We start from the raw sequence: 14962 nt of genomic DNA on the forward strand, positions 1-14962 counted from the left end.
GCCCTTTGCGAGTTTCACCGGAGGCTCGGGTCACAGGTCTCGGGCGAAGGTGCCTACGATGGTTCCGCAGACTGTCTAGGGGAGCGTTGACCCGTGTCGATATTGGAAAAGATCCTCCGTGCCGGCGAAGGCCGCATGGTGCGACGGCTCAAGGCGATCGCGGACGCGGTCAACTCGATCGAGGACGACTACGTCGACCTGACCGACGATGAGTTGCGCGAGTGCACCCAGCAGTTCAAGGAGCGCTACGAGGAGGGCGAGTCCCTCGACTCGCTGCTCCCCGAGGCCTTCGCGGTCGCGCGTGAGGGCGCGAAGCGGGTGCTCGGCCAGCGGGCGTACGACGTCCAGCTGATGGGTGGCGCCGCGCTGCACTTCGGCAACATCCCGGAGATGAAGACCGGTGAGGGCAAGACCCTGACCGGTGTGTTCCCGGCCTACCTCAACGCGTTGAGCGGCAAGGGCGTGCACATCATCACGGTGAACGACTACCTCGCCCAGCGTGACGCCGAGTGGGTCGGGCGGGTGCACGTCTTCCTCGGCCTGACCGTCGGCGTGATCCTGCCGAACCGGCCGGCGACCGAGCATCGCGCGGCGTACCAGTGCGACATCACGTACGGGACGAACAACGAGTTCGGCTTCGACTACCTGCGCGACAACATGGCGTGGTCGAAGACGGAGCTGGTCCAGCGCGGGCACAACTTCGCGATCGTCGACGAGGTCGACTCGATCCTCATCGACGAGGCGCGGACCCCGCTGATCATCTCCGGCCCGGCCGAGCACTCCGCCCGGTGGTACGGGGAGTTCTCCCAGATCGTCAACCGGCTCCAGCCGGGCAAGGACGGCGAGGGCGACTACGAGGTCGACGTGGCCAAGCGGACCGTCGCGATCACCGAGCGGGGCGTCGCCAAGGTCGAGGACCGCCTCGGCATCGACAACCTGTACGAGTCGGTCAACACCCCGCTCGTCGGTTACCTGAACAACGCGATCAAGGCCAAGGAGCTCTACAAGAAGGACAAGGACTACATCGTCAGCCCCGAGGGCGAGGTCCTGATCGTCGACGAGTTCACCGGTCGCATCCTGCACGGCCGCCGCTACAACGAGGGCATGCACCAGGCCATCGAGGCGAAGGAGGGCGTGGAGGTCAAGCAGGAGAACCAGACCCTGGCGACCATCACGCTGCAGAACTACTTCCGCCTGTACGAGAAGCTCGGCGGCATGACCGGTACGGCGCAGACCGAGGCCGGCGAGTTCAACAGCGTCTACAAGGTCGGCGTCGTGAGCATCCCGACGCACCGGCCGATGGTTCGCATCGACCACCCGGACGTCATCTACAAGACCGAGCGGGCCAAGTTCAACGCGGTCATCGAGGACATCGCCGAGCGGCACGTGACCGGTCAGCCGGTCCTCGTCGGCACGGTCTCCGTGGAGAACTCCGAGATCCTCTCCACGCTGCTGCGCAAGCGCGGCATCCCGCACAGCGTGCTGAACGCGAAGTTCCACGCTCAGGAAGCCACGATCATCGCGCAGGCCGGCCGGAAGGGCGCGGTCACCGTCGCCACCAACATGGCCGGTCGTGGCACCGACATCCTGCTCGGCGGCAACCCCGACTTCCTCGCGGCCAGTGAGCTGACCCAGCGCGGCCTCGACCCGGTGGAGAACCCCGAGGAGTACGCGAAGGCGCTCGAAGAGGTCCTCCCGTCGGTGAAGGAGGCCTGCGAGCAGGAGGCGTCCGAGGTCCAGGCGGCCGGCGGCCTCTACGTCCTCGGCACCGAACGGCACGACTCCCGCCGCATCGACAACCAGCTGCGCGGTCGTTCCGGCCGGCAGGGCGACCCGGGCGAGTCCCGGTTCTACCTGTCGCTGCAGGACGACCTGATGAAGCGGTTCCGGGCCGGCGCGGTCGAGGCGGTGATGGAGCGCTTCAACATCCCCGAGGACGTGCCGATCGAGTCCAAGATGGTGACGCGGCAGATCCGCAGCGCGCAGACCCAGATCGAGGCACAGAACGCCGAGATCCGGAAGAACGTCCTCAAGTACGACGAGGTGCTCAACAAGCAGCGCCAGGTGGTCTACGCCGAGCGCCGCCGCGTGCTCAACGGCGAGGACATGCACGACCAGGTCACCCACATGATCGACGACGTGGTCGCCGATTACGTGCTGGCCGCCACCTCCGACGGGTACGCGGAGGACTGGGACCTCGAGCAGCTCTGGACCAACCTGAAGCGGCTCTACCCGGTCACCCTCACCATCGAGGACCTGATCGAGGAGTCCGGCGGCGAGAAGAACACCATCGACCAGGAGTTCCTCACCGAGCAGCTCAAGCAGGACGCGCAGGCGGCGTACCGGGCCCGCGAGGAGGAGCTGGGCGAGGAAGGGGTCCGCGAGCTGGAGCGTCAGGTGCTGCTCGCGGTCATCGACCGGAAGTGGCGCGAGCACCTCTACGAGATGGACTACCTGCAGGAGGGCATCAGCCTGCGGGCCTACGCGCAGCGCGACCCGGTGGTCGAGTACCAGCGCGAGGGCTTCGACATGTTCAACCAGATGATGGAGGGCATCAAGGAGGAGGCCGTCGGCTTCGTCTTCAACCTGGAGGTCCAGGTCGAGGAGCAGCCCACCGTCACGGTCGACCCCTCCCAGGCGTTCGAGCTGCCGAACGTCGGCGGCCCGGACACCGACGACGAGCCCACCGGCGAGCCCGAGCGGGTCGAGGTCCACGCGAAGGGCCTCGGCGGCCCCGGCCGTCCGCAGAACCTGCAGTACACCGCGCCGGCGATCGACGGCGAGGCCGGCGACGGCCGCCCGGTGATCCAGCAGCAGAGCGCCCCGCCCAACGTCGGCCCGGGCAACACCCCGGTCCCGGCGAGCCCGGCGCACACCAGCGCCCGCAGCGCGAGCCGTGCAGCGGGCCAGGAGTCCGGCGGCCCGTCCCGCAACGCGCCGTGCTACTGCGGCTCCGGCAAGAAGTACAAGCGTTGCCACGGAGCTCCGGGCGCAGTCTGAGCCAGGCGAGCTCTTCCAGCGGCCCGCAGCCCGGCACAACGCCGGCTGCGGGCCGCTCCCGTTCCACCGACGCCCAGTCGCCCGCGCCCGTCCGCGTCACGCCAGCTCGCGCCGTCCCAGCCCTGCGTGGCGGCCCCCGCTCGCCCGCGCCCGGTCCGTCCGCGCCACGCCGTCCGCGCCACGCCAGCTCGCGCCGTCCCAGCCCTACGTGCCGGCCCACGCTCGCCCGCGCCGCCACCTCAGCGCCACGTCCGTGCCGCAGATGCCCGCGCTGCGATGCCACTTCCCCGCGCCGCCGCGCCGCCGCGCTTCCCCGCGCCGCCGCGCCGCCGCGCTTCCCCGCGCCGCCGCGCCGCCGCGCTTCCCCGCGCCGCCGCGCTTCCCCGCGCCGCCGCGTTAGCCCGCCGCCGCGTTAGCCCGCGCCGCAGCGGGTGGGTGGAGCCCAGGACGTCCGCCGCCTGTGGTGCTCGCCGGCCGCCCCGGGGAATGACGGGGTCAGAGTGGTCAGATCAGGCGGAGCGTGGTCGCCAGCCAGGTCTGCTGGTGCAGCTCCATCCGAAGGGCCAGCGCCCACGTCCGCTCGCCGGTCACCAGCACCACCGCGGCCTCCACGGCGCCGGCTCGTGGCTCGCAGAGGTGCACCTTGAGAACGGCCACCGGCGCCGGGCGGCGTGTCTTTTTCGCGCGGCGCAGCTGGCCGACCCACTGCGCCCCGGCCAGGCCCGCGGCCACCACGTCGGCGGCGTGTGACGGGAGGCTGAGCCGGCGCAGATGGCCGGCGGGCCGGAACCCGTTGAGCACCTCGACACTGAGGTGCACGAACCGCCGCACGGCGAGCTTGGCGTCACCGGACGCCCCGGGCACCTCGGCGGCCGGCGGACCCGCCGGCTGACCCGTCGACCGGCTTGCCGCCCCACCTGTCGGCCCACCCTCCGACTGTGCGGGCGGAGGCGCCGGCGTGCTCCAGTCGAGCGCCAGCTGCTGCCGCGGCGGGCTCCACACCTGTGGCGCCAGCTCGTCGTCGAACGGTGGCTCATAGCGGGGCAGCGGGCGCAAATGAATCGTCGTGCGCATGAGGACCCCCGTTCGTTGCGTTTGCCTTCGTTTGCCTCCGACTGCTTCGACTGTCCCTCGCCTCAGTGCGTCGCGGCAACACGCGACGAGCGATGCGGGGGAAGGGGCAAAACCGTCATTCCGCTTCGCGCTCGGTGAGGGGGTTGTCCCGTACCCATGCGGCGGTTTCTTCGTATTTGTGCTGGATGTATTCCTCGAGCCGGGTGCGTTCCACGCGCCACTGACCACGGCCACCGATCTTGATCGCGGGCAGCTCGCCGCTGCGGACCATGTGGTAGACCTGCGAGTCCGAGACGTTCAGCTCGGCCGCGACGTCGGTCAGCAACAGGAATCGAGGTTCCATAGCCTGAGTTTGCCACCGTTTACGTGCGAGAGCGGGCCCGGATCATCAGGATGGACGGCGGCCTGATGGAATGGGAGACGGCGACGCGAAGCGCAGGAGGACAACGTGGCGATCACCGACCTGGTTCGGGTTTACGTGCCGGCCACCGTGCCGATGCTCGCGGCCCTGCGGCAGTCCGGCCAGCTGGGCGACTCGGCGGCCGAGGCGCATGCGGTGACGCCCGCCCTGCGCGAGTGGTATGCGGAGGGCGACGAGGAGGAGTTGGAGTACGTCGCCTTCACCCGGGCCGCCCAGGGCGCCCTGCGACTGCTCCGGCACGACCCGTCAGCGCCGCGCCGCCGCGTGGTCGTCTCCGCCGACGTACCCGCCTCGGCGCTGGTGCGTGAGGACACCGAGCTGGGTTCCAGCTCGGTGCGGCTGCCGGCCCCGATCCGGCTGACCGAGGTTGCCAGCATCCACCTCGACGGCGCGGACGCGGCCGAGGCTGTCGCGGCGGCCGCCGACGTGGTGGAGGAGGCGCTCGCCGGTGACCCGGACGCCCAGTTCACCGTCGACAGCGCCGAGGATCACGAGTTGGAGTGGTACGCCGTTTCGGAGCTCGACGAGTTGACCTGAGCCTCGTCCTCGTCCTCGGCGGCGGGGGAGAGCGTCCGTCCGACCGCGAGCATCGCCGTCATCGCGCCGACGAAGAGGACGATCAGACCGCTGTTGAGCCGCGCGGTGCTGAGGATGTCCTGAGCCAGCCTGTCCATCTCGCTGACCTTGCCGGCCAGGTCGAGCACCTGTGACCCCGCCGTCCGGGACAGGATCTCGCCGATCACGGTGACCAGGCCGGCGCCCGCACCGGCGAGCGCGTAGAGCGGCCACTTCACGTCGGCGCCCGCGGCGCGGCGGCGGTGCCGGCGGAGCATGAAGTACGCGATGAGGCCGGCCGCCAGCCCGCTGAGCGCCGCCTGCCCGTACGAGAACCACTGCGCCGCTTTCGCCGACGACTCGGTGTCCCCCGCGCCGAGCAGTTCGAGCACCGGCGCCTGGAAGAGGTTGAGCACGAAGCCGAGCACGAACACGCCGACCGAGGCGGCCGCGCCGGCGGCGATGACCGGCGGGACCCGGAAACCGGCGAGCGCGCCACCGATGGTCGCGGCGGCCGCCACGGTGCCACCGACGATGGCGTAGAGCGAGCCGGCCGTGTTGATCGTGATGATCGGGATCGCGCTGAGCACACCCACGAGCAGGCCGGCACCGGTCGCGACGGCGAACCGGAGGCTGGCGCCGAGGGTCCGCCGGGAGCCGATCAGGGTCAGCACGAGCAGGGCGACGGCGGCGCCCGCGACCAGGTCGGCGGCGACGGCGCCGGGCAGCGCGTACGCCGTGGAGGTCACCTCCATCTCGGCGCTGATCCGGCCGGTGATGGTGGTGCGGGCGGACCACAGCATCGCGGCCGTCCAGGCGAGCGCGGCGGCCGCGATCAGCGCCACGGTGAGCCGGGACTCCTCGACGCTCTCCGCGGCGGTGTGACGGGCGCTCTCCGCGACGGTGGGACGGGCGCTCTCCGCGGCGGTGTGACGGTCGGTCATGGGGGTCAGGGTAACCGGCGAACCTGCGGCCACCTGACCGGCGGCGGGTTCGGTGCGGCGATGGCACGATGGACTTTCGACCCGCCGGTGGAATGGCGATATCCGTACATGCTTTGCGTCGATGGCCCGCTTTGGGGTAATCGGAGCCGTCATCGAACGGATGTCGTTTTTCGCATGGGCGCATTGACCGGTTTAGCCGGTTTCCTGCCTCGAATGCGTCGTCTGACCGTTTGGGTGACCCATTTTACCTGGTCAACGGTGCTCAGACGGGCAAAACGCCGAGTCTGCACGCTCGTTGTCGGACTGTCTGTGCGGGACAGTCGTTTGTGGAGGCGCAAACTGGACGGATCGTGCGAAATCCTGGACGCCGGACCGACAAAGTGGCAGCTTAGAAGGCATGCCCGACTTCCAAATCAATCCGACGGCTGCCGCCCTTCTCGGACTCCTTCACGAGGGTCCGATGACCGGTGGACAGCTGATGGCGGCTGCCGAACGCCGCCTCGGGCCCTACTGGTCGATGACGCGGAGCCAGGTCTACCGCGAATTGCCCGTACTGGCCGAAATGGGTTATGTCCGCCTCGGCAAGCCGGGTCCCAGGTCCAGTCAGCCCTATGCCATCACCGCCTCCGGCAAGCGGGCCTTCACCCGATGGCTCACCGAGTCGCCCGGCCGCGACGCGCTGCGCAACCCGGTCGCGCTCCGGGTCGCCTTCGGCCAGCAGCACAGCGGCGACCAGCTGGAGGTGCTCTACAGCAACGCCAATCAGTACCACTCCGAGGCCATGGCGATGGCCAAGGAGCAGGCCAAGGAGGCGAAGAAGAACGGCGATCCGTACGGCGCGGCGGCGCTCGAGTTCGCCGTCGCGTACCACAAGGCCGCTCTCACATGGCTCAAGGCCGCGCCCACGGGCTGATATGCGACCTGCCCGGCCAGCTCACTGGCCGGGCGGCGTAGTCTTGGGTGTCGTGACCGCTGCCGACTTCGCTGAGCAAATCAAAGTCCTCGACGCCACCCTCCGCAACATCGAGACCGTCCTGGATGTGGACAGGCTGCGCCGCGACAAGGCGGATCTCGAAGAGCAGGCCTCAGCCCCGGACCTCTGGGACGACCAGGCCCGCGCGCAGGAGGTCAACAGCCGACTTGCGTATGTCTCCGGTGAGATCTCCAAGCTGGAACGCCTGCGTTCCCGTCTCGACGACGCCGGCCTCCTGCTGGAGATGGCGGAGGCGGAATCGGACGAGGGCTCGATCGCCGAGGTCGGTGACGAGATCACCACGCTGACCAAGGCCGTCGAGGAGATGGAGGTCCGCACTCTCCTCTCCGGTGAGTACGACTCCCGCGAGGCCCTGGTCGCCATCCGGGCCGGCGCCGGTGGCGTGGACGCCGCCGACTTCGCCGAGATGCTCATGCGGATGTACCTGCGCTGGGCCGAGCGGCACGGCTACCCGACCGAGGTCTACGACACCTCCTATGCGGAGGAGGCGGGCCTCAAGTCCGCCACGTTCGCGGTCAAGGTGCCGTACGCGTTCGGCACCCTGAGCGTCGAGTCCGGCACCCACCGGCTGGTGCGGATCAGCCCGTTCGACAACCAGGGCCGCCGGCAGACCAGCTTCGCCGGTGTCGAGGTGATGCCGGTCGTGGAGCAGACCGACCACATCGACATTCCGGACAACGAGATCCGGGTCGACGTGTACCGCTCCTCCGGCCCCGGCGGGCAGAGCGTCAACACCACCGACTCGGCGGTCCGGCTGACCCACATCCCGACCGGGATTGTGGCGTCCTGTCAGAACGAGAAGTCGCAGCTGCAGAACAAGGCGGCCGCCATGCGGGTGCTCCAGGCCCGCCTTCTGGAGCGCAAGCGCCAGGAGGACGCGGCCAAGATGGCCGATCTGAAGCAGGACACCACCGGATCGTGGGGCGACCAGATGCGTTCGTACGTCCTCCACCCGTACCAAATGGTGAAGGATCTGCGCACCGAGTTCGAGGTCGGCAACCCGACGGGTGTCTTCGACGGCGATTTGGACGGCTTCATCCAGGCCGGCATCAAGTGGCGCAAGCAGAACCAGATGAGCGCCTAAGTAAGATCCGTGACTGAGCGCTACCTCGTCTGAACGCTAGGTCAGGCGAGGAGTGCCCGGTTCGGCCGTTACCGCAGGTGGTAAATATTCCGGCCCCCGGCAGGCTTGGCGATTTCGTTACACCGCGTAGACTCCAGTCCCGTGATTCAGCTCGAGAACGTGACGAAGACGTATCCGAAGGCGTCTCGGCCGTCGTTGGACAATGTCAGCGTCGGGATCGAGAAGGGTGAGTTCGTCTTCTTCATCGGCCCCTCCGGTTCCGGCAAGTCGACGATCATCAAGCTGCTGCTGAAAGAGGTCTCGCCCTCCAGCGGCAAGGTGGTGGTGAACGCCAAGGACGTGACCTCGCTCCGTTCGTGGAAGGTGCCCCACTTCCGCCGGTCGATCGGTTGCGTCTTCCAGGACTTCCGCCTGCTCCCCAACCGCACCGCGTACGAGAACGTGGCGTTCGCCCTCGAGGTGATCGGCAAGACCAAGGCCGTCGCCCGCCGAGTCGTCCCCGAGGTGCTCGAGCTGGTCGGTCTCGGTGGCAAGGAGCACCGTTACCCGCACGAGCTCTCCGGTGGTGAGCAGCAGCGTGTCGCGGTGGCCCGGGCCTTCGTGAACCGCCCGCTGATCCTCCTCGCGGACGAGCCCACGGGTAACCTCGACCCGGACACCTCCATCGAGATCATGCGACTGCTCGACCGGATCAACCGGACCGGCACCACGGTCGTGATGGTCACGCACGACTCCAACATCGTCAACCAGATGCGCCGCCGGGTCATCGAGATCGAGAGCGGACGGATCGTCCGTGACCAGGCCCGCGGTGTCTACGGTTAGGCCCGGCTCCGTGTACGTACCGAAAGCTGACGCAGGAACACGCGGAGTCCCGGAAGGATCCCCCCGATGCGCGTGAAGTATGTCCTCAATGAGGTCCTGGTGGGCCTGTGGCGCAACGTCACGATGACGATCGCCATGATCATCACCATGGCGGTCTCGTTGACCATGTTCGGCGCCAGCGTGCTCATGTACATGCAGGTCGACCGCATGAAGGACTTCTACTACGGAGAGATCGAGGTTTCGATCTTCCTGAACGACGACGTCGACGAGGCGCAGAGGGCGGCGATCGATCAGGCGATCGACAGCAACCCGCTCGTCAAGGAGAAGACGTACGAGACCAAGGAGCAGGCGTTCGAGCGCTTCAAGGTGCTCTGGGAGGACTCTCCCGACTTCGTCAACTCGATCAGTGCGAGCAGCCTCCCCGAGTCGTACCGGGTGAAGCTGAACGATCCGGAGAAGTACGCGGATTTCGCCAAGGAGATCGAGAGCCTGCAGGGGGTCCGGCAGATCATCGACCAGCGCACGCTGCTCGACAAGGTCTTCAAGATCTTCAACTCGATCCAGGTGATGTCGCTGGTCGTGGCGGCGGTGATGGCATTCGCCGCGTTGCTGCTGGTCGGTAACACCATCCAGGTGGCGGCCTACAGCAAGCGCCGCGAGGTCGCGGTCATGAAACTCGTCGGCGCATCGAACTGGTTCATCCAGGCACCATTCGTGCTGGAAGCCGTGGTCGCCGGCCTGATCGGCGCCGTGCTGGGCTTCATCGCCCTGTTCATCGGCAAGGTCGTGCTGCTCGACAACAAGCTGCAGGCCCTGACCACGATCCTGACGCCCATCCCGAACGGCAACGTGTGGCTCATGCTGCCGCTGCTCGCCGGTGTCGGCGCCCTGGTCAGCGCGGTCACCGCGTGGGTCACCCTGCGGTTCTACCTCAAGGTCTGACGTTCACCCGAGCTGATGTGCGACGGCCGCGACCCCGGATGGGGTCGTGGCCGTCGGGCGATTTAGGGCTTTCCGGGCGTTTGGTGGGGGTACGGTGACTCCCCGTGAGGTATCGCCGTTCTGTTGCACTGCTCACCGTTTGTCTGTGTTGGCTCGCGTTCCACCCGGCCCCCGCCGCCGCTGATCGCAGTGGCGACGCGGCCCGCGCGGTCCGCCGCGCCGAGGCGCTGCTGGAGAGCGCCAGCGTCACCGCCCGGGCAGCCGCCCGCCGGTTGGCCGCCGCCACCGCGGCCATGCCCGCCGCTCAGCGCCGGGTCGCCACCACCCGCGGCGTGGTCGTCGCCACCCGGGTCGAGGCCGCCACCGCCCGCCGGCAGGCCGAGCGGGCCCGTGCCGAGTACGCCGAGGTCGCCGACTTCTACGCCACCGCCGCCGCGCGGGTGAACGACGCCCGCGACCGGGTCGACCAGATCGCCGCCACCACGTACATGGGCAGCACCTTCGCCCGGATCAACGTGCTGGTCACAGCGACCGGGCCACAGGACATGCTGGACCGGATGGGACTGGTCCAGCAGGTGATGGGCCATGAGCAGACCGAGGTCCGTACCCTGATCGGGGCTCGAAGGGACGCCCGGGCCGCACAGGACCGGGCGGGCGCCGCGAAGCGCGTCGCCGAGGAGTACGAGCGGATCGCCGTCACCAAGCTCCGCGCCGCGCAAGCCGCCCAGGCCGCGGCCGTCAAGGCCCGGCAGGCGATGTACCAGCTGGTGCTCGCCCGGCAGACCGCGCTGCGGGCCGCGCAGGCGCAACGGGCCACCGTGCTCGCCCAGTACCGCGCCGCGCTCGCCACCGAGCGCAAGGTCCAGGCCGCGTTGCGCGGATACGACAGCCGGGCCGGCGGGGTCCGCAGCTACGGCGGCGGCCGGCTGACCATGCCGGTGCAGGGCTGGAAGAGCAGCGACTTCGGCAACCGTTACGACCCCTACTACCGGGTCTGGCAGCTGCACGCCGGCACCGACTTCGCCGCCGGATCGGGCACCGCGATCCGGGCCGCCGCATCCGGGCGGGTGATCCAGGCCGGCTGGGCCGGTGGGTACGGCAACTACACGTGCATCAACCACGGACGGCTCGGCCGATACGGGTTCACCACCTGCTACGGCCACCAATCCCGGATGTACGTTCATCGCGGCTCCTATGTACGCCGCGGTCAGGTGATCGGCCGGGTCGGCAGCACCGGCGCGTCCACCGGCGCCCACCTTCACTTCGAGACCCGGTTCGGCGGCGTGCCCCGCAACCCGCTCCGGTACCTGCCGGGCTGTCTCTGCTGAGAACCCTTGTACTATTGATCGGTTGCACGAACGTCAATAGGGAGGGCCGACATGCCGCGCGAACAGGGGCGTAAGCCGGTGGCCTCCAACCGCAAGGCGTACCACGACTACACCATCCTGGATACCTACGAGGCCGGCATGGTCCTCACCGGGACCGAGGTGAAATCCCTCCGGGCCGGGCGCTCCTCTCTCGTCGACGCCTTCGGGCACGAGAAGGACGGCGAGATCTTCCTGCACGGGATGCACATCCCGGAGTACACGCAGGGCACCTGGACCAACCACGAGCCGCGCCGCGTGCGCAAACTGCTGCTCAACCGGGAAGAGATCCACAAGATCCTCGGCAAGCTCCGGGACGACGGCGTCACGCTGGTGCCACTCTCGGTCTATTTCCACAACGGGTACGCCAAGGTCGAGATCGGCGTCGCCAAGGGCAAGAAGAGTTACGACAAGCGGCAGGACCTGGCCAGCCGAGATGCCCAGCGGGAGATCAACCGGGCTCTGGGCCGCCGTGCCAAGGGTATGGACTGACGCGGTATTCTGCCCCGCCACTGCTTGATCGTTTCTTTCTGCTGTCTCGAGGAGACTCGGCCGTGCCCAAGCACGTCGCTCGTCAGTTCACCCCGGCACGACTCATTCTCGGGCTCGCCGCTGCCGTCCTGGTCGCCCTGGTCGGCTGGATCGTCGTCCGCGTCGGCGGCTCCGAGACCGAGGCCGGGAACGATCCGCAGCTGATCCAGCCATCCGCCGCGGAACTCCAGGCCGTCGAGAACCACATCCCGCTGGACCAGCCGCTCGCGACCGCGACGGTGCCGGCGGGCGTCTCACCGTCGCCGTCCGTGTCGCTGTCGGTGTCGCCGTCCGCCTCGGCCTCGCCGTCGGCCTCGGTCTCGGCCTCACCGTCGGTCTCCAGGCCGGCCTCGGCGTCGCCCGCAGCCTCGACCGCCCCGGTCACGTCGACGCCCTCGCGCCGGCCCCCGGCCAGCCCCACGCCGGAGCGGACCACCGCCGAACCGCCGGCCAGCCCGCGGCCGACCGCTGACACGTTCACCGCCACGTACTCCACCAGCGCCGACTGGGGGAGCGGCTTCATCGGCTCGGTGCGGATCGCCAACAACAGCTCCAGCAGCCGCGATTTCTCCGTGACGGTCAGGTTCTCGTCCGCCTCGGACATCCGCGTCTACGGCTCCTGGAACGCCTCGGTCAGCGGCGACGACGACCAGGTCACCGTGCGCGGCACCCTGGGCGCCGGCCGCTCGATCACCGCCGGCTTCCAGGCCGGGAAGGACCACGACGACAGCGTACGGTCGGCCACATGCTCCGTGAGTGGCGGCAGCTGTCGCGTGAGCTAAGATTGCGTAGCTGTGTGACACATACCAGGGGGTGACTGGTTTCGACTTCGTACGTGGAGACAGGGGAAGCGAGCCGAGGAAGCCGACGTCGTCTCGAGAATCGGTCGTCGGAAACTTATAAGCGCCAAGGATAACTCCCGCGCTGACTTCGCTCTTGCCGCCTGAGGTAAGTAGCAAGTCTGTCGACCCGGGGTCGCCTTCGACCCGGTCTGTCGGCATCAGCTAGAAGGCTGGCCAACCGGTTCTAGTCGTGAGGACCGTGCGGCGAGATCAAACACGACTGGGCCCGTCATACCAACTCGCTCACGTGATTGGTAGGGCCGAGTAGAGGCATAGTGAGCTGCGCTCGGAGAAGCCCTGACAAAGCAACGAAGGACCCGGGTTCGATTCCCGGCACCTCCACCACGTGGGGGTTACTTGAACCCGCGACAGCGGGGGAGAGTTCACCTGGAGCGGCGGCACCTATGGTGCCGCCGCTTTCGTTTCTCGCCTCGTTGAACAGGGCCTCGTTGGCCAGCGGCAACACCACCTCCGGCCGAACGGCAGCCGGAACGCGGATCCTGGGTGGTGGCCGCACCTATTCCGTCGGCTCCTCCGCCGGCGACACGATGCGGGTCAAGAGCCTGATGAGTTGTTCTCGCTCGTCCGGTGTGAGTGCTGCGGTCAGTTCGGCGTTGGCCTGTTCGCCCAGCTTCTCGGTGCGGTGAAGCAAGCGACTGCCGGCCGGCGAAAGGGATATGGCGTTCTTCCGCCGATCGGCGGGATCGGGGGTACGAACCACCAGGCCACGCTGATTCAGGTCCTGGACGATCGTGGACATGTCTTTCGGGTCCACCTTCAGGGTTCGGCCGAGTTCAGCCTGGGATATGGGTCCCCGGTCAGCCACCGTCGCAAGGGCGGCGTGATGCATCATCCGAATGTCCTCGCTCGCCAGCGCCTTCGCGACGAGTTGGTGGCCGCGGGCGGCGGCCCGGCCGAGCAGCCAGCTCGGCAGCACACGGATGTTGACCGGAGCGTATGGGCCGTCGACCATGGCATCCGTCTCCTAAATCGTTGGGACACCCCAACGTTATTGTCTATCGTGGGGGACATCCAACGATAAGGGAGGCGACGGTGCGCAGCGTTCGTTATCACCAGTACGGAGGCCCGGAGGTTCTGCGCCTCGAGGAGGTGCCGGAGCCCGAGCCTGGACCTGGCCAGCTATTGGTGCGCGCGGAGGCAGTCGGGGTCACGTTGCCTGCCATCCGCAAGGTCCGCGGCGAGGGCGAGCGCACCGCGCTACCCGGCACGCTGGGCGGCGAGGTTGCCGGCCGGGTGATCGCCGTCGGGCCGCAGGTCACCGGTTACGCGGTCGGCGATCGGGTCGTCGGCCTGGCCTTCACCGACGCCTACGCCGATGTCGTGGTCGTGCCGACGTTCACGGCCAGCCTCGTCCCCGACGAGGCGGACTGCACGCAGGCGGTGGCCCTGGTGCGGAGCGGGCATGTCGCACTGGCGGCGCTGGCGACGGCCGATCTGACGGAAGCCGATTCCGTCTGCATCACGGGTGCCGCCAGCAGTGTCGGGCACCTCGCCGTCCAGTTGGCGAAACTTCAGGGAGTCAAGCGCGTCACCGCGGCCGTCAGCAGCACCGCGAAGGCGGACTTCCTGTCCCGGCTCGGCGCAGACGAGGTAGTGACCTACGGCGACGCGCAATGGGGTGATCCGGTCCACGTCGTCCTCGACGCCGTGGGTGGCGAACTCCTGCCGCGAGCCGTTGCAGCGTTACGCCCCGGAGGGCGGCTCATCTTCTTCAATTCCGGCGGTGGCACCGTCCCGGCATTCGACCTGCTTGCCGGGTCGAAGACCATCACCGGCATGACCATGGCCAGGTTCGCGACCACCCGGCGCCGGCTCTACGACGACCACCATCAGCAACTCTGGCGCCTGCACCACGCCGAACGACTTCACGTTGCCATCCATGCCGAAGTTGCGTTGTCCGACGCCGCGGAGGCCCACCGGATCATCGAAGCTCGAGTCAACTGCGGCAAGGTCGTCCTCGTGCCCTGAACTGACGCCCTCGAGGTTGCTCCGGAGCCGAGCCCTCGGCGTCCCCACGGTGCGGCGGGCCCGGTGGGTGTGCGTGTTCCGGGCCGCGCGGATACCCCGTTGAGCGAGTTTTAATCCGATTTGCGGGCAGACCTTTAGTCTTTGCAGCACCATCGGGCTACGGCGTGGGTAGGCTCGGCGGAGCGATTGGTGCGGTGCGCCAGTTTGAAACCACCGGATCGTGTACTTGATCACCGGACTGCCTGCGTAGCTGACAAGCGGCCTGATATTCATCTTTCTGGCGGTGAACGCAAGCCGGCGGTAACAGGTCGGCGTGGCTTTGCGGTTTGCCGGATCAAGGGTGGTGGCCGCGTTCTCGGTTGCCACCTAATTGCGCGGGAAAAACGCGGGCCGCAATGTG

14 protein-coding genes, 1 other RNA gene and 2 pseudogenes are annotated in these 14962 nt (G+C 68.4%); 12 read left to right on the plus strand and 5 right to left on the minus strand.

Translation table 11 applies throughout. The annotated features are described in order from the left end of the window. Nucleotides 1-93 precede the first annotated feature (93 nt). A pseudogene (gene secA, locus AMIS_RS04410) lies at nt 94-2614 on the plus strand (preprotein translocase subunit SecA); the annotation flags it as partial. Between the two features lie 272 nt (nt 2615-2886). Then, a pseudogene (locus tag AMIS_RS45080) lies at nt 2887-3000 on the plus strand (SEC-C metal-binding domain-containing protein); the annotation flags it as partial. A 504-nt stretch (nt 3001-3504) separates the two neighbouring features. Here the strand turns inward: AMIS_RS45080 and AMIS_RS04415 are convergent. Further along, nucleotides 3505-4074, minus strand: coding sequence for an Rv3235 family protein (locus AMIS_RS04415; RefSeq protein ID WP_014440997.1), 570 nt, complete (start codon nt 4072-4074; stop codon nt 3505-3507). 115 nt (nt 4075-4189) lie between these two features. After that, nucleotides 4190-4417, minus strand: a complete 228-nt coding sequence (locus AMIS_RS04420; RefSeq protein ID WP_014440998.1) for a helix-turn-helix domain-containing protein — start codon at nt 4415-4417, stop codon at nt 4190-4192. Between the two features lie 153 nt (nt 4418-4570). Between AMIS_RS04420 and AMIS_RS04425 the strand changes: the two genes are divergently transcribed. Then, nucleotides 4571-5032, plus strand: coding sequence for a DUF6912 family protein (locus AMIS_RS04425; RefSeq protein WP_172666662.1), 462 nt, complete (start codon nt 4571-4573; stop codon nt 5030-5032). On the opposite strand, the gene AMIS_RS04430 is transcribed toward AMIS_RS04425, so the two are convergent. Continuing rightward, nucleotides 4984-5994 (minus strand): hypothetical protein, encoded by a 1011-nt coding sequence (locus tag AMIS_RS04430; protein ID WP_014441000.1) that lies wholly within the window; start codon nt 5992-5994, stop codon nt 4984-4986. The two genes, AMIS_RS04425 and AMIS_RS04430, sit on opposite strands and share 49 nt — an antisense overlap. Before the next feature lie 397 nt (nt 5995-6391). On the opposite strand from AMIS_RS04430, the gene AMIS_RS04435 reads away from it, so the two are divergent. The 6 genes from AMIS_RS04435 (at nt 6392) to smpB (ending at nt 11692) form a co-directional block, all read left to right on the plus strand. Continuing rightward, the gene (locus AMIS_RS04435; RefSeq protein ID WP_014441001.1) at nt 6392-6907 is read left to right on the plus strand and encodes a PadR family transcriptional regulator; all 516 of its coding nucleotides are present in this window, start codon (nt 6392-6394) and stop codon (nt 6905-6907) included. Between the two features lie 52 nt (nt 6908-6959). Further along, entirely contained in the window at nt 6960-8072 is a 1113-nt protein-coding gene (prfB, locus tag AMIS_RS04440; protein ID WP_014441002.1) for a peptide chain release factor 2, read from the plus strand. A gap of 141 nt (nt 8073-8213) precedes the next feature. Then, a complete protein-coding gene (ftsE, locus tag AMIS_RS04445; RefSeq protein ID WP_014441003.1) occupies nt 8214-8894 on the plus strand; it encodes a cell division ATP-binding protein FtsE in 681 nt (226 codons plus the stop codon). A 66-nt stretch (nt 8895-8960) separates the two neighbouring features. Then, complete coding sequence (ftsX, locus tag AMIS_RS04450) at nt 8961-9836, plus strand: permease-like cell division protein FtsX (protein WP_014441004.1); 876 nt, start codon at nt 8961-8963, stop codon at nt 9834-9836. A 104-nt stretch (nt 9837-9940) separates the two neighbouring features. Continuing rightward, nucleotides 9941-11164 carry a M23 family metallopeptidase gene (locus AMIS_RS44555; protein WP_014441005.1) on the plus strand — a complete coding sequence of 408 codons (1224 nt, stop codon included), beginning with the start codon at nt 9941-9943 and terminating at the stop codon, nt 11162-11164. Between the two features lie 51 nt (nt 11165-11215). Beyond that, nucleotides 11216-11692 carry an SsrA-binding protein SmpB gene (gene smpB / locus AMIS_RS04460; RefSeq protein WP_014441006.1) on the plus strand — a complete coding sequence of 159 codons (477 nt, stop codon included), beginning with the start codon at nt 11216-11218 and terminating at the stop codon, nt 11690-11692. Between the two features lie 82 nt (nt 11693-11774). On the opposite strand, the gene AMIS_RS43895 is transcribed toward smpB, so the two are convergent. Continuing rightward, complete coding sequence (locus AMIS_RS43895; protein ID WP_041829550.1) at nt 11775-12335, minus strand: hypothetical protein; 561 nt, start codon at nt 12333-12335, stop codon at nt 11775-11777. Here AMIS_RS43895 and AMIS_RS44925 point away from each other — a divergent pair. Beyond that, nucleotides 12262-12513 carry a cellulose binding domain-containing protein gene (locus AMIS_RS44925; protein WP_386933531.1) on the plus strand — a complete coding sequence of 84 codons (252 nt, stop codon included), beginning with the start codon at nt 12262-12264 and terminating at the stop codon, nt 12511-12513. The genes AMIS_RS43895 and AMIS_RS44925 overlap by 74 nt on opposite strands. A 27-nt stretch (nt 12514-12540) precedes the next feature. After that, nucleotides 12541-12918: a transfer-messenger RNA gene (gene ssrA / locus AMIS_RS41130) on the plus strand. A 172-nt stretch (nt 12919-13090) separates the two neighbouring features. Here the strand turns inward: ssrA and AMIS_RS04475 are convergent. Further along, complete coding sequence (locus AMIS_RS04475) at nt 13091-13546, minus strand: MarR family winged helix-turn-helix transcriptional regulator (protein ID WP_014441008.1); 456 nt, start codon at nt 13544-13546, stop codon at nt 13091-13093. 80 nt (nt 13547-13626) lie between these two features. Here AMIS_RS04475 and AMIS_RS04480 point away from each other — a divergent pair, with 80 nt between their 5' ends. Next, the gene (locus AMIS_RS04480; RefSeq protein WP_014441009.1) at nt 13627-14562 is read left to right on the plus strand and encodes a quinone oxidoreductase family protein; all 936 of its coding nucleotides are present in this window, start codon (nt 13627-13629) and stop codon (nt 14560-14562) included. Nucleotides 14563-14962: the final 400 nt, after the last annotated feature.

Source organism: Actinoplanes missouriensis 431 (genome assembly GCF_000284295.1).
GTDB lineage: Bacteria > Actinomycetota > Actinomycetes > Mycobacteriales > Micromonosporaceae > Actinoplanes > Actinoplanes missouriensis.